This window comes from Pseudoalteromonas sp. SG41-5 (genome assembly GCF_014164495.1).
GTDB classification, from domain to species: Bacteria; Pseudomonadota; Gammaproteobacteria; order Enterobacterales; family Alteromonadaceae; genus Pseudoalteromonas; species Pseudoalteromonas rhizosphaerae.
In genome coordinates this window covers 72,023-86,575 of sequence record NZ_JACJFH010000004.1, presented here as the reverse complement: position 1 = coordinate 86,575, position 14,553 = coordinate 72,023, and the positions used below count along the sequence as shown (strand labels likewise).

11 protein-coding genes are annotated in these 14,553 nt (G+C 42.4%); 7 read left to right on the top strand and 4 right to left on the bottom strand.

All coding sequences use genetic code 11. From position 1 onward, the window contains the following. The first annotated feature begins 58 nt into the window (after positions 1–58). The gene (locus H5232_RS02100) at positions 59–2,554 is read left to right on the top strand and encodes a penicillin-binding protein 1A (RefSeq protein ID WP_182767493.1); all 2,496 of its coding nucleotides are present in this window, start codon (positions 59–61) and stop codon (positions 2,552–2,554) included. A gap of 81 nt (positions 2,555–2,635) precedes the next feature. Here the strand turns inward: H5232_RS02100 and metL are convergent, their stop codons facing one another. Then, complete coding sequence (gene metL, locus H5232_RS02095) at positions 2,636–4,981, bottom strand: bifunctional aspartate kinase/homoserine dehydrogenase II (RefSeq protein WP_182830515.1); 2,346 nt, start codon at positions 4,979–4,981, stop codon at positions 2,636–2,638. Positions 4,982–4,987: 6 nt separating this feature from the next. Next, positions 4,988–6,250 (bottom strand): cystathionine gamma-synthase, encoded by a 1,263-nt coding sequence (metB, locus tag H5232_RS02090; RefSeq protein ID WP_145238511.1) that lies wholly within the window; start codon positions 6,248–6,250, stop codon positions 4,988–4,990. A 235-nt stretch (positions 6,251–6,485) separates the two neighbouring features. Between metB and metJ the strand changes: the two genes are divergently transcribed. Continuing rightward, the gene (metJ, locus tag H5232_RS02085) at positions 6,486–6,806 is read left to right on the top strand and encodes a met regulon transcriptional regulator MetJ (RefSeq protein WP_016709540.1); all 321 of its coding nucleotides are present in this window, start codon (positions 6,486–6,488) and stop codon (positions 6,804–6,806) included. Between the two features lie 109 nt (positions 6,807–6,915). Here metJ and H5232_RS02080 read toward each other — a convergent pair whose 3' ends face one another. Further along, positions 6,916–8,157 (bottom strand): malic enzyme-like NAD(P)-binding protein, encoded by a 1,242-nt coding sequence (locus H5232_RS02080; RefSeq protein WP_145238508.1) that lies wholly within the window; start codon positions 8,155–8,157, stop codon positions 6,916–6,918. A 564-nt stretch (positions 8,158–8,721) separates the two neighbouring features. Continuing rightward, entirely contained in the window at positions 8,722–8,934 is a 213-nt protein-coding gene (gene rpmE, locus H5232_RS02075; protein WP_145238505.1) for a 50S ribosomal protein L31, read from the bottom strand. A 233-nt stretch (positions 8,935–9,167) separates the two neighbouring features. Between rpmE and priA the strand changes: the two genes are divergently transcribed. The 5 genes from priA (at position 9,168) to H5232_RS02050 (ending at position 14,288) form a co-directional block, all read left to right on the top strand. Beyond that, complete coding sequence (gene priA, locus H5232_RS02070) at positions 9,168–11,354, top strand: primosomal protein N' (protein ID WP_182717693.1); 2,187 nt, start codon at positions 9,168–9,170, stop codon at positions 11,352–11,354. 21 nt (positions 11,355–11,375) lie between these two features. Further along, entirely contained in the window at positions 11,376–11,906 is a 531-nt protein-coding gene (locus H5232_RS02065; protein ID WP_149982624.1) for an SPOR domain-containing protein, read from the top strand. 80 nt (positions 11,907–11,986) lie between these two features. Then, positions 11,987–12,505 (top strand): ATP-dependent protease subunit HslV, encoded by a 519-nt coding sequence (hslV, locus tag H5232_RS02060; protein WP_145238496.1) that lies wholly within the window; start codon positions 11,987–11,989, stop codon positions 12,503–12,505. Between the two features lie 11 nt (positions 12,506–12,516). Then, a complete protein-coding gene (hslU, locus tag H5232_RS02055; protein WP_182717691.1) occupies positions 12,517–13,845 on the top strand; it encodes an HslU--HslV peptidase ATPase subunit in 1,329 nt (442 codons plus the stop codon). 68 nt (positions 13,846–13,913) lie between these two features. After that, positions 13,914–14,288 (top strand): gamma-butyrobetaine hydroxylase-like domain-containing protein, encoded by a 375-nt coding sequence (locus H5232_RS02050; RefSeq protein ID WP_182717690.1) that lies wholly within the window; start codon positions 13,914–13,916, stop codon positions 14,286–14,288. The last annotated feature ends 265 nt before the right edge of the window (positions 14,289–14,553 follow it).

Genomic DNA, 14,553 nt, shown 5'->3' with positions numbered 1-14,553 from the left:
ATCAATATATACTAGCAGTCTCCGATTCTAATTGGGAGTCCATTTAGGGAAAATATAAGTGATTTTATTGAAACGAACTTTACAATTTTTTATCATCTGCGCGTTTTTAGGGCTCATTACCTTAGTAAGCCTTTATTATTACGTTAAATCTGATATCCCCAGTGTGCAAGTTTTAAAAGACGTGCAATTACAAACTCCTATGCAAGTCTTTTCGAAAGATGGTTTGTTAATCAACCAGTTCGGTGAAAAACGTCGCATTCCAGTGACTATAGAAGAGATCCCACAACCACTCATAAATGCTATTTTAGCTACTGAAGATAACCGTTTTTATGACCATATAGGTATAGATCCTATAGGTATTTTACGTTCAGCGCTCGTATTAATTTCAACTGGTGAGAAAAAACAAGGCGCAAGTACTATAACAATGCAGTTAGCTCGTAACTTCTTCTTAACACGTGAAAAGGCCTATATTCGTAAAGTAAAAGAGATCTTCATTGCGTTACACATTGAGAACTTACTTACCAAGGATGAAATACTCGCTTTATACCTAAATAAAATAGAGTTAGGTAATCGTGCTTTTGGTATCGGAGCCGCTGCACAAGTCTATTATGGTAAGCAACTAAACGAGTTAACTTTAGCGCAAATGGCAATGATTGCAGGCTTACCAAAAGCGCCGTCAGCTTTAAATCCGATAAGAAACCCAGTTCGCGCCAAGGCACGCCGTAATGTGGTACTCAGACGTATGCTCGATGAAGGTTATATCTCTCAAGCAGACTACAACCAGAGCTCTCAAGAACCAATTACGGCAAAATTTCATGGTGCCGAAATAGACTTATATGCGCCTTATATATCTGAAATGGTGCGTGCAGAAATGGTCGCTCGTTATGGCTACGAAAAAGCCTATAATACCGGCTTTAAAGTTTACACCAGTGTTGAATCTGACGTACAAGCCGCAGCGCAAAAAGCACTCGTTAATAATCTCCATGCATACGATATGCGCCATGGCTATCGTGGCCCAGAGCAGCAACTGTGGGATTTTGAAACGCAACCAGCCCTAAGTTCTAGTGAAATTTTAGCAAAGCTAAAACCGGTAAAAGAAATTGCCCCGTTATTAACAGCAGCAGTTTTGTCTGTAGCAGATCAAACGGCAACAGTGTTATTAAAAAGTGGTGAGCAAGCCACTCTAGACTGGGATAATCTCAAATGGGCACGCAAATACATTACCCGTTACCGTCAAGGTTTTCCTCCAAAAACCGCTACCGACATACTCAATCCAGGGGAGCAAATTTGGCTACGTAAAAATGACGATGGTAGTTATCTACTCAGCCAATTGCCTGAAGCGTCAAGTGCATTAGTATCGCTGGATCCGAATGATGGTCGCATTAAAGCGATTGTTGGTGGCTATAGCTTTGAACAAAGCCAATATAACCGAGCCGTGCAAGCAAAACGTCAGGTAGGTTCTAACATTAAGCCGTTTATTTATTCAGCGGCGCTGAATAATGGTTATACCTTAGCGTCTATTTTAAATGATGCACCAATCAATCAATGGGACAAGAGCCTAGGGGTCGCATGGCGACCAAAAAACAGCCCTGCGATATATAACGGCCCAATCCGTATTCGTCGTGCTTTAGCACAATCGAAAAACGTTATTTCGGTGCGCTTACTACGCGGGGTAGGCTTGCAGCGCACAGCTGATCACCTATTAAAATTTGGCTTTCAAAATAATGATATCAATCGCAGTGAATCGCTAGCTTTAGGTAGTGCGTCAATTACTCCTTTAGAGCTTGCCCGTGGCATGAGCACATTTGCCAATGGCGGTCATTTGATCACCCCTTATTTCATTAATGAGATTCAAGACTCTGCAGGTAATGTGTTATTTAAAACAGAACCACTATTAGCGTGTGATCCCGTTACTCCTCCGCTAACAACGACTCAATTTGAGTCTACTTCTGAGTTAAATACCAGCCAAGCTGCAAATCATTGTGCACCGCGCATCATATCTAAACAAAACGCGTTTTTGATAGCCGATGCGATGAATAGCGCAATTTGGGGAGGCGGTAGTTGGGCTCATAAAACGGGTTGGAGTGGCACAGGCTGGCGTGCTCAGGCCTTAGATCGTCGCGATCTTTCCGGTAAAACGGGTACTACTAATGACTCTGTCGATACTTGGTTTAGCGGCTTTAACCGTAATGTTATGACCTCGGTCTGGGTTGGATTTGATAATCCAGGTAACCCGCTTGGTCGCTCGACGTATAATAACAACATGGATAATACCCAGATCTCTGGTGCAGAATCTGGTGCTAAAACAGCTCAACCAGCATGGATTGACTTTATGCGAGTAGCACTCAAAGATAAGCCAGAAGCACCAATCGAGCCACCTGAAGGATTAGTGTCGGTACGAATCGATCTAGCAACGGGACTCTTGAGTCAAAAGAACGATTACACTAGTCGCTTTGAATACTTTGAAAAAGGCACCTCGCCCACTAAGTATGTGATGCAGCATGTAGAAAACGTTTTTGAAGAAGAAACTAAAACAGAAGAAGAGCTGTTTTAATATTACTCTATCGCGATATAAAATCGCTGCTACATAAAAAAAGCGCCAATCGGCGCTTTTTTTATTTTACAAACTCAGAGCTCATTTTAAGTTTTGTATTAACCAATATAAATCAGAATGCACGCCTGCTGCGGTAACTTCTTTGCCTGCACCAGGACCTTGGATCACCAACGCATTATCGCTATACCACTGACTGTTGATAACAAAGATATTATCACCTGGAGTTAAGTTAGCTAAGGCATCACCCTGTGTTGCATAAGCCAAACCGACTTTAGCGGTTACTTTGCCATCAGCAATTGTTAACGCACCGGTATAACGCAGTACTTTGTTTTCTTTAGCAGCTAACTGCGCTTTTTCAGCAATAAAGTCATCAAGCAACTGCTTATTAGCTAAAAAAAACTGCCAATCACCTTGCGCTAGTTGCTCTGGCATCAACGGTGTTAAGCCAATCTCATCAAGCTCTAAGGTGAGCCCTAATTCACGGGCTAAAATAAGCAGTTTGCGCTGCATATCACGCCCTGATAAATCTTCTCGTGGATCAGGCTCGGTGTAACCCATTTGCTGCGCTTGCAACACTAAATCGGAAAACGCCACACAGCCATCATAACTGCTACACAACCACGATAAAGTGCCTGAGAACACGCCTTCAATATGGGTAATACTGTCGCCACTGTTTTGTAAATCAGCTAACGCAAAATTAATTGGTAAACCCGCACCAACACTGGTGTTATAACGCCATAGTAAGTTACGTTCAGCTAAATTACGGCGTAAATTTTGATACCAGTCATTATTTGCAGTGCCCGCATATTTATTAGCACTGATCAGGTGACAATCTAAATTAACAAACGCCGGGTAAAGCTTACTAAACGCTTCACTAGCAGTAATATCAATCAGCACTTTGTGTTCGTAATCGAGTTCGCTGATACGTGTCAGTAAATCAGCTTCTTGGTAATCTATTGCTTCGTTTTGCCACTGTGACTGCCATTGCTCAAGCACGATACCACTTGGGCTGAACAACATAGAGCGCGAGCGTAATAAACCAACCAGCTTAACGCTGAAGTGTTGCTGCAAACGATTAAGCTGCTGACTTAGTTGCTCAATAAATACTTCACCAACATTACCAAGGCCAGCAACAATGATGGCAAGCTCTTGGCCTTTGTTAATCAGCTTATCATGCAATAAGGTCAATACATCACTATCAATAGATTGATCCGTTAGTAGTAATATGTAGTCTGCGTCTTGATGGCTAAAGCGCGGCACTAAACTTTGCTCACTAAGCACTTGCGTTGCTTGTTCAAATAATTGCGCTACATCATTTCGTGGCGCCACAACAGCGCAACCATGTAAGTTCGACTCAATAATATTAGCGCGCCCTTGCAAATGACTCACCACCTGATGAGTCGCTGCTGCCGGCACTAGTAAGTAGGTATCGCCGTTTTTAATAAAATGATGCAAGCTGTGTTGAATAAGCTGACTTAATTCGCCAATTTCACCGCCACGCAGCTGATCAATGCGCAGTAAATCAATATTTTCTAAGGTAGTGATAAAACGCTTAGCTTTGCTGTAACCTTCTTTGACAATTTCTGTCGCGCTAGCTTCGCTGTCGTAACTACTGCGAACGACTAATTTGATATCAGTATTTTTTAATGGCGAGAGAGTTTTAGCATGTAACACTGGGTTGCCCAAACGCGCCAGTAAGTTTGCTTGGCCACGACATACTTTAGAATACTTAATCGCTTTTTTTACTTTACGAGGGTCGGTACTAAACACCCCTTGGGTATCAGTCCAAATTGATACCTGACTAGCATGACAATAACTGCTTAACAAAGTCGCGCTGTAATCACTGCCATTGCGCCCCAAAGTAACTGTATTTGCTTGGCAATCAGCGGCTATAAAACCAGTAACAATATTAATGCAATTGGCTGAAATTAACTCGGCACAGGCTTGTTGATTTTTTTGATGTAATAATTGCCCATCATTAAGGGTAAACAATTGACGAGCATCAACATCTTGAGCTGCAACATTTAACTGTTTTAAATAGCTAGCCAATAATCGTGCCGACCAAACTTCACCGTGAGCAAGCAATGCGGCTTCCTGTAAGCTTTGCTGTTGAGTTTGCTGTGCAATTAAGGCTAGCTCTTGTTCTAATACGTTTAATGCCGTATGTCGCGCTGCTGGACTCAATAACTGCTCGATCAAAGTACGTTGATGATTATCAAGCTGCAATAAAATATCACTCACTGCCTGTTGATCACCTTGCTGGTAACTCTGCCATAGCGTAACTAACGTATTAGTAGTTTTACCGGCTGCGGATACCACCACACAATCACCGGCTTCCGTATGGGCTAGAATAATATTTGCTACGGCCTGATAACGCTCTGCAGAACTAAGGCTAGAACCACCAAATTTATGAACTATATTTACCATTTTTTATTACCACAAAGCCGTATGTGCAGGAGTCAGTTTAAATGAGCTTGATTGCTCATCATCTTGTTGTTGAACAGAGGAAGCGATTACTTTTGCGCCGTGCTGAGCTTGACCTGGTTTCACTTTATTGAATACACGATCTAAGTCAGCGATTAAATCTTTTACATCTTCAATGCCCACCGAAATACGGATCAGGGTATCACCTACTCCCGCAGCAAGACGAGCAGTTGCCTCCATACCTGCGTGGGTCATAGTTGCAGGGTGACAAATCAAACTCTCAACCCCACCTAATGACTCAGCTAAGCTAAATTCTTCTAAGCTGGTCAAAAATTCTGCAGCATCATTAATATCACCTTTGATATCAAAGCTTACCATGCCACCAAAACCACGTTGCTGCTGTTTAGCGAGTTCATGCTGTGGATGAGATACTAATCCAGGGTAATATACTTGGCTTACATAAGGGGAGTTTTCTAGATATTGGGCAATAATAAAGGCATTTTCTTGATGCTGACGTAAACGAACATTCAAAGTACGTAAACCACGTAACGTTAAGTAGCTATCAAACGGGGCACCGGTAATGCCAATGTTATTAGCCCACCAAGCAAGCTCATCACCCAACTCTTGGGTAGCGGCGATGACCGCACCACCAACAACATCTGAGTGACCGTTAATATATTTAGTGGTCGAATGCACCACAATATCAACACCAAACTCAATTGGGTTTTGCAAAGCAGGTGATAAAAATGTGTTATCGGCACCAACCAACGCACCGCACTGCTTAGCAATCGTGGTGATCGCTTTAATATCGGTTAACCGTAAGATAGGATTACTCGGTGTTTCAATCCAAATTAGCTTTGGTTTTATCTCAAGAATTTTTTGATGATTTTCAGATTTAGTTAAATCTAAAACCACTAACTTTAATAAGCCACGCTTTTCAAGTGAGGTGAATAAGCGGTAACTACCGCCATAGCAATCATGTGGGATCACTAAGGTATCGTCACTGTTTAGCAGCTGAGTAGCTAAATGCACCGCAGCCATGCCCGTTGCAGTGATAATCCCCTTAGCGCCACCTTCAAGCTTAGCGAGCGTTTCAGCGAGTAAATCACGGTTTGGGTTGCCGCTACGGCCATAATCATATTGGCGCTTTTTATCAAAATCAGCAAATGAGTAGGTGGTCGATAAATGAATGGGAGGCACAACCGCGCCGTGATGTTTATCTGCATCAATACCATTGCGTACTGCAATGGTTGCTTTATTCTTTTGACTCATACCGTCACCTACAATTAAATGGATGTTTAGACGTCTAAAAGGTTAGAGGATCAAATTTAATAAGTCAAAGCATTTATGCGGTTTTAGCCGCAAGATTAGAAGTAAAAACATTTAAGCCTCTAGATGGCTAAAAAACAAGTATTTGACTATCTTTTTTAACACGATAGAATTTCGCCATCTTTGCGCTGCAAAAGGTCGCGCAAACAATTAACAACCTGAGGCAACGATACATCCTATGGCTAAATGGAATGGTGAATATATTCACCCATACGCAGAACACGGGAAAAAATCAGAACAAGTTAAAAAGATCACCGTTTCGATCCCGCTAAATGTATTAAAAGTTTTGACTGATGAGCGCACTCGTCGTCAAATTAATAATCTTCGCCATGCAACAAATAGCGAATTACTTTGTGAAGCATTTTTACACGCATTTACTGGCCAACCACTGCCAAACGATGAAGATTTACGTAAAGATAATCCAGAGAAAGTGCCTGAAGAAGTGAAAAAAATCATGCTTGAAATGGGTCTCGAAGTACCTGTACTCAACGAAGATTAAGTTATCATTTGTATATATTCCTGCTTCAGGAATTGGCTACAAAAAAACCTCAGTAACGTAAGTTGCTGAGGTTTTTATTATTGTGCCATTACCAATTGCAGCGAAGCAGCTACTCCATGTAGTTTTCCGGCATATCAATTTGTGCAACACCAGAATCAATTGCCGCTTGCGCTACTGCTTTGGCAATGCGCGGTAATAGACGCGGATCCATCGGTTTTGGAATAATATACTGCGCACCAAATTCAAGTGTCTCAACACCCGCCGCTTTTAATACTTCCGCTGGTACTGGTTCTTTAGCAATGCTACGAATAGCGTCAACCGCAGCAATTTTCATTTCATCATTAATTTTGCTTGCACGCACATCTAGCGCACCACGGAAAATAAATGGGAAACACAGCACGTTGTTAACTTGGTTTGGATAATCTGAACGACCCGTTGCCATGATTAAATCATCGCGAGCACCATGAGCAAGCACTGGTGAGATTTCTGGATCTGGGTTTGAACAGGCAAACACTACAGGTCGATCAGCCATTAACTTAAGATCGTCAGGAGAAAGTAAATTCGGGCCAGATACACCAACAAATACATCGGCATCAGCAATAACATCTTGCAGTGTGCGCTTATCTGTATTGTTAGCGAATAACTGTTTGTACTCGTTTAAATCATCACGACGAGTATGAATAACGCCTTTACGATCTAACATGTAAATATGTTCACGCAATGCACCACACTTGATCAGTAGCTCCATACACGCAACCGCTGCGGCACCGGCTCCTAAACAAACGATAATCGCATCTTCGATTTCTTTGCCTTGTACTTCAAGTGCGTTGATCATACCAGCAGCCGTTACAATCGCGGTACCGTGTTGATCGTCGTGGAACACTGGAATGCTACAACGCTCGATCAATGCTTTTTCTATTTCAAAACACTCTGGCGCTTTAATGTCTTCTAAGTTAATACCGCCAAACGTATCAGCGATGTTAGCAACTGTATTGATGAAATCTTCGGTGGTATTGTGTTTCACCTCAATATCTATCGAATCTAGACCCGCAAAGCGTTTAAATAATAACGCTTTACCTTCCATAACCGGTTTTGAAGCCAATGGACCTAAGTTACCTAAACCTAAAATAGCGGTGCCGTTAGTAATAACCGCAACCATATTGCCTTTACCGGTGTATTTGTAGGCATTAGCGGGATCAGCAGCTATTTCACGTACCGGTTCTGCAACACCGGGGCTGTATGCGAGTGCAAGATCTTGTACGGTTTCAGCTGGCTTTGTAAGCTCAACGCTAATTTTTCCTGGAACGGGGTGCGAATGGTAATGTAAAGCTTGTTCACGAAAGTCTGACATAACGCGATTTTATCCTGCAAGTAAGTTAAGTTGAAAGTGAGAGTAAGCAGTTCTTATATCTTATAGGGAACGATACCTATATTATAATTAAATTCAAGCAATATCAGGTCTATCCTGTTATATGCTATATCCGTTAATTTTATGCGTTTTGTCAGCATTTTTTGCAAAAAAGCTTCAATTTTCGGCTATAAAAACGCCACAAAGCATCAAAAAACCCATCTTAAAATGCTCATTATGCAACGCTTTAAAGCAAAAATAATGACCTATGACTAAAAACCATCAAAGTAAGACGTTAACAACATTTAACCGCAAAAGACCTAACTTTACCGACAAAAACGTTTAATTTATCGCTTTAACGAGAATGACAATATAGTCAACAAATCACTATTTGTCTGTTATTTACTCGCTATACTGGATATAAAAGTGGGAAATAGTCACAACATAATGAATGCGTAAAGCTGGAGCACTAGAGCAAGAAATAAAGACTAAAAGGCGGTGTTTTTAATAAATAGCAGGCATAAAAAAAAGCACCCTAAGGTGCTTTTTCCGACAAAACAACAAGAATTACTTGCTGCTAAGTGAACCGAAACGCTTGTTAAAGCGATCAACACGGCCACCTGTGTCTAAAACTTTTTGCTTACCAGTGTAAAACGGGTGACACGCAGAACATACGTCTAAGTGAATGTCTTTACACAGAGTAGAACGAGTTTCGAATTTATTTCCACATGAACATGATGCTGAAATTACTTCGTACTTAGGGTGAATACCTTCTTTCATAGAAACCTCTAGTTAAGGCCGCATCGCTCTCCAAACCCGGAGTCTGGCACCATACGTCGTTAAAACAAATTATTTAGGACGCGTATTCTAAGCAACAACCCCACTTGCTACAAGCTTTAAATGTCGTTTTTGCTAATAAAATGAACAAAAGTTTTAAAGAAGGTATTTGCAGGTAGGTTTTCAGCCATAATTTTAGTACATTAACTCCCTTATTCGTTCTTGTTTGGGTTGTTATGAGTTTTGTTGAAGTTGCTATAAAAGTACCGTTGCATCGCACCTTTGATTATCGCATTCCAGAGCAACTCGATGGTTTATCGGTGATGCCTAAAGTCGGTGCGCGGGTATGGGTGCCATTTGGTAATCAGCGCAAAGTTGCGGTCGTACTGGCGCTAAAAACCAACACCGATGTGCCGGTTAATAAACTTAAAGCAGTGCTTGAAGTGATTGATGATGAAGCTGTTTTATCAGAGCGACATATCGAATTATTGCGTTTTACTGCGCGCTATTATTGCTACCCACTAGGTGAAACAATTCATATCGCCCTGCCTGGCGCGCTGCGTCAAGGACTGTGCCCAGATAAAAGCAGTATTAGTATGGTGGCACTAACTGCAAAAGGCGCTAAATTACCGTCTTTAAAAGCAAAGAGCCAACTAAGCTTACTCAAACAACTGGCAGATTCGGGTAAATCATCACTTACAGAATTAAAAGCGCTGGGGTTTAGTAAAAAAACTATCGACAGCTTACTTAACAAAGAGCTGATCAGCCAAACGATTGAACACGACAACCAATGGCAACAACAACTCCCCACCGTAGGCACTAAGCCGACTCTAAATAAAGAGCAAGCAGTAGCCTGTACCACCATTAATCAAGCGGTCGGTTTCAATAGCTTTTTACTAGAAGGTGTTACTGGCAGTGGTAAAACCGAGGTTTACTTACAATGCCTTGAAGAGGTTTTAAAACGCGGTGAACAAGCACTCGTACTAGTGCCTGAAATTGGCCTTACGCCACAAACGGTTAATCGATTTCGTCGTCGCTTTCCTGATACGCCGATTATGCTGTGGCATTCAGCACTGACCGATAACGAACGCTTACAAACTTGGCGCTTTTGTGAAAAAGCCAGTTGCGCAATTGTGATTGGTACACGTTCGAGTATCTTTTTACCATTTTTAAAGCTTGGTATGATCATTGTTGATGAAGAACATGACGGTTCATTTAAACAACAAGATACCTTACGTTACCATGCCCGTGATTTAGCCGCATACCGCGCTTTTCAACATAAAATACCGCTGATCTTAGGCTCAGCAACCCCGGCGCTCGAAACCTTGCATAAGGCAATTCATAATAAATACCAACTGCTGAGCCTAACGCAACGTGCGCAAACCAGTACCGACAATAAATTTCAGCTGATTGATATGAAAGGCCAGCCGGATCAAGCTGGTATAGCCCATGCCAGTCTTGCCACTATGCGTCAGCATTTAAAACGAGGCAAACAAGTGATGGTATTTCTAAACCGTCGCGGTTTTTCACCTACCCTGATTTGCCATGAATGTGGTTGGTTAAGTGAGTGCACACGTTGCAGCACCAGTGCGACTTTTCACAAAGCCATCGGCCAAATGATTTGCCATCACTGCGGTGAGCAAGAACGCGTGCCGCATCAGTGTCCAGACTGCGGCAGTACACAAATATTTCCTAACGGCAAAGGCACCGAACAAATAGAAGAGTTTTTAACAACCGAGTTTCCTGATACCCCGATTAGCCGGATTGACCGCGACTCAACGCGTCGTAAAGGCAGTTTAGAAAAAGCCCTAGACGATATAAACCAAGGCGGTGCAAGGATTTTAGTTGGCACCCAAATGCTTGCCAAAGGTCATCACTTTGCTGATGTGAGCTTAGTATTGATCCTTGATGTCGACGGCGGCTTGTACTCGTGCGACTTTCGCGCCACAGAGCATTTAGCACAATTGGTTACTCAGGTGGCTGGCCGTGCTGGGCGCAGTGGCGAACCAGGTCATGTATTATTGCAAACTCACTTTCCCGAACATCCTTTATTACAAGATTTAGTCAATAATGGTTATCAAGATTTCGCCCGTTTTGCACTGCAAGAGCGCGATGACGCACAGCTACCACCAATAACTAATATGGCGATTGTCCGCGCTGAAGGTCACAACATAAAGCAAGTGGTCGATTTTTTAACAGATTTAGTTCCAGTCCAAGGTCTAACTGGTATACAATTGCTAGGTCCGATCCCTGCACCGCTCGAGCGAATTGCGGGGAAATATCGCTTTCAATTGCATATTCAAGCGCTCGAACGCCCTCTATTACACCAATATCTCGCGCAAATGGTAGACTACTTAAGTACCAGTAAATTAGCGCAAAAGGTGCGATGGAGCTTAGATGTAGATCCAATAGATATGATTTAAGGTTAGAAGCCCAATACCACCATGGCACAACACGATTTTATTAATAAAAAACCGGGCAACCGTAATAGCAAAAAAACAGCGCCACCGAAAAAACCATTCCCCGTATTATTAGTACTGGTTACCGTACTACTTGTTGGCGGTTTTAGTTTTGGTTTATGGTATGTCAAAACCAATGCAGATCCAAAGCTGGTTGAACAACAAGCAAACCCAACACCTGCAAAAGTGCAACAAGAGTTGCCTAAACCACGCCCTCCTGAATTCATAAAAGAAATCAAAGAGCATGAAATTCAAGTTGAAGTAAGAGAGCTTGAACAAAAAGGCCCTTATGTAATGCAATGCGGCTCGTTCAGAACCCATGGCCAAGCAGAAACCTTAAAAGCTAAAATTGCATTTGCCGGATTAATCGCCGAAATTCGTGAAACAACTGGCACTAACGGTGTCTGGTATAAAGTGCGTTTAGGTCCTTATAAAACCAAACGTTTAGCCGAAAGTGATAAAAACAAACTAAAGCGTAGCAAAATAACTGGTTGCGGAATTTGGAATTGGACTTGATTTTAGCCCATTAACCCATATTAACTCATCATCAATCGCTTTTAACGAGTCGCCCCTGCGACTCGATGATGAGGAATAACATGACCACTATTGTAAGTGTACGTCGCGGCGATAAAGTCGTCATTGGTGGCGATGGCCAAGTTTCACTTGGTAACACCGTAATGAAGGGCAACGCCCGCAAAGTTCGACGCCTTTATAATGGCAAAGTGATCGCCGGTTTTGCTGGCGGCACTGCTGATGCCTTCACCCTGTTCGAACGTTTTGAAAGCAAGCTTGAAATGCACCAAGGCAACCTAACCAAAGCCGCTGTTGAAATGGCTAAAGATTGGCGTAGCGATCGCGCCTTGCGCAAACTCGAAGCATTGCTTGCTGTTGCCGACTCCACAGCCTCACTGATAATTACTGGTAACGGTGATGTTGTGCAGCCTGAAAATGATTTAATTGCCATTGGTAGTGGTGGTAACTTTGCCCAATCAGCTGCAACTGCCCTACTTGAAAACACCGATTTAAGCGCCCGCGAAATTGTTGAAAAAAGCCTGACAATTGCCGGCAACATTTGTGTATTCACAAATAACTTTCAAACCATCGAAGAATTGTAATAGGAACTGCTATGTCTGATATGACTCCCAGAGAAATCGTTCATGAACTTGACCTGCATATAATTGGTCAAGCAAAAGCAAAAAAAGCAGTGGCTATTGCCCTTCGTAATCGCTGGCGCCGCATGCAATTAGATGAAGATCTTCGCGCTGAAGTAACGCCGAAGAATATTCTGATGATCGGTCCAACCGGTGTTGGTAAAACTGAAATTGCCCGTCGTTTAGCAAAACTTGCCAACGCGCCTTTCATTAAAGTCGAAGCGACTAAGTTCACTGAAGTGGGCTATGTTGGTAAAGAGGTTGAAACCATCATTCGCGACTTGGTTGATGTATCAATCAAAATGACCCGTGAACAACAAACTAAAAAATTCAAACATCGCGCAGAAGAAGCTGCCGAAGAACGTATTTTAGATGCACTACTGACTCCTGCTAAAGATTCGTCTGGTGAAAGCCAACGCGATGAAGGATCTTCAACGCGTCAGATCTTCCGTAAAAAATTACGCGAAGGTCAATTAGACGATAAAGAAATTGATATTGATTTAGCCCAAGCACAACCAAATGTTGAGATCATGGCACCACCTGGTATGGAAGAAATGACCAACCAGCTGCAAGGCATGTTCCAAAATATGGCGGGTGACAAGCGCACTAAACGCAAACTTAAAATTAAAGAAGCGTTTAAATTATTGGTTGAAGAAGAAGCCTCTAAATTAGTAAACCCTGAAGAGCTAAAAGAGCAAGCAATCTTCGCAGCCGAACAAAACGGTATTGTGTTTATCGACGAGATAGACAAAATCTGTAAACGCGGTGAATCATCAGGTCCAGATGTAAGCCGTGAAGGCGTACAGCGTGACTTACTGCCACTGATTGAGGGCTCAACCGTGAGCACTAAGCATGGCATGGTGAAAACTGACCATATGTTGTTTATTGCCTCTGGCGCATTCCAAATGGCAAAACCATCTGACATGATCCCAGAGCTACAAGGTCGCTTACCTATTCGTGTAGAGCTTGAAGCATTAACCGCTGACGACTTTAAACGTATTTTAACCGAACCACATGCCTCACTGACCGAGCAACAACATGCACTACTTAAAACAGAGCAAGTAAGTGTAGAGTTTAGCGATGACGCCATCGAGCGCATTGCCAAAGCGGCATGGCAAGTTAATGAAAAAACCGAAAACATTGGTGCACGTCGCCTACATACGGTAATGGAAAAACTGATGGAAGAAATTTCCTATGATGCATCAGAGCAAGCTGGCACCAGTTTAGTCATTGATGCCGCCTATGTTGAGAAGCATTTAGGTGCACTGGTGGAAGATGAAGACCTAAGTCGCTTTATTCTTTAATTTTAAAACTAGAACTTAGGGCCCAGGCTCTAAGTTCTTGGTTCTAGGCTCAATACACAGGCATAACAATGAAGCAAGTGATCAAGGTACATCATCATACCGTTAGCAAAACCCTTGATGTCTATTTTGACGATGACACCCACTGTACTTTTAGTAGTGAGTTTTTACGTGTTCATTCACCGTCTGCCGAAGTACAAGGCCATGGTAACGAACAAATGAAATTGGTACTCGGTAAATCGCAGGTTAGCATCAAAAGCATCGAGCCAGTCGGCCACTACGCACTGCGTTTAGACTTTGACGATGGCCACAACAGCGGTTTATTTAGCTGGGCATATTTCAGCCATCTACAAGCCCAACATGACGATTTATGGCAAACCTACCAACAACGCCTCGCAGAACATCAAGCCAATAAAGACAGTGTACCGATCAAGTTTGTACCTTAGCGAGTTTGCGAGTTAAAAGGTTCAAGGTGAAAGTTAGCGCAGCTCGGCGTTAAAGTTAACTATGTCATTCTGGTTGAGTGTAGCGAAGCGTAACGAGAAGGTGCTAGGTAACTAGGTTTTTAATAAGTCCTAAAATAGTATGATTACCGTAAGCTACTTGCAGCTGCATCGACAGACGATGTAAACAAATTTGTTTATTGATTTTAAGTTTGGCCGTTACCGAATTTAAACCGTCAAAGGTAATACTATTGCCTATTGACTGAGT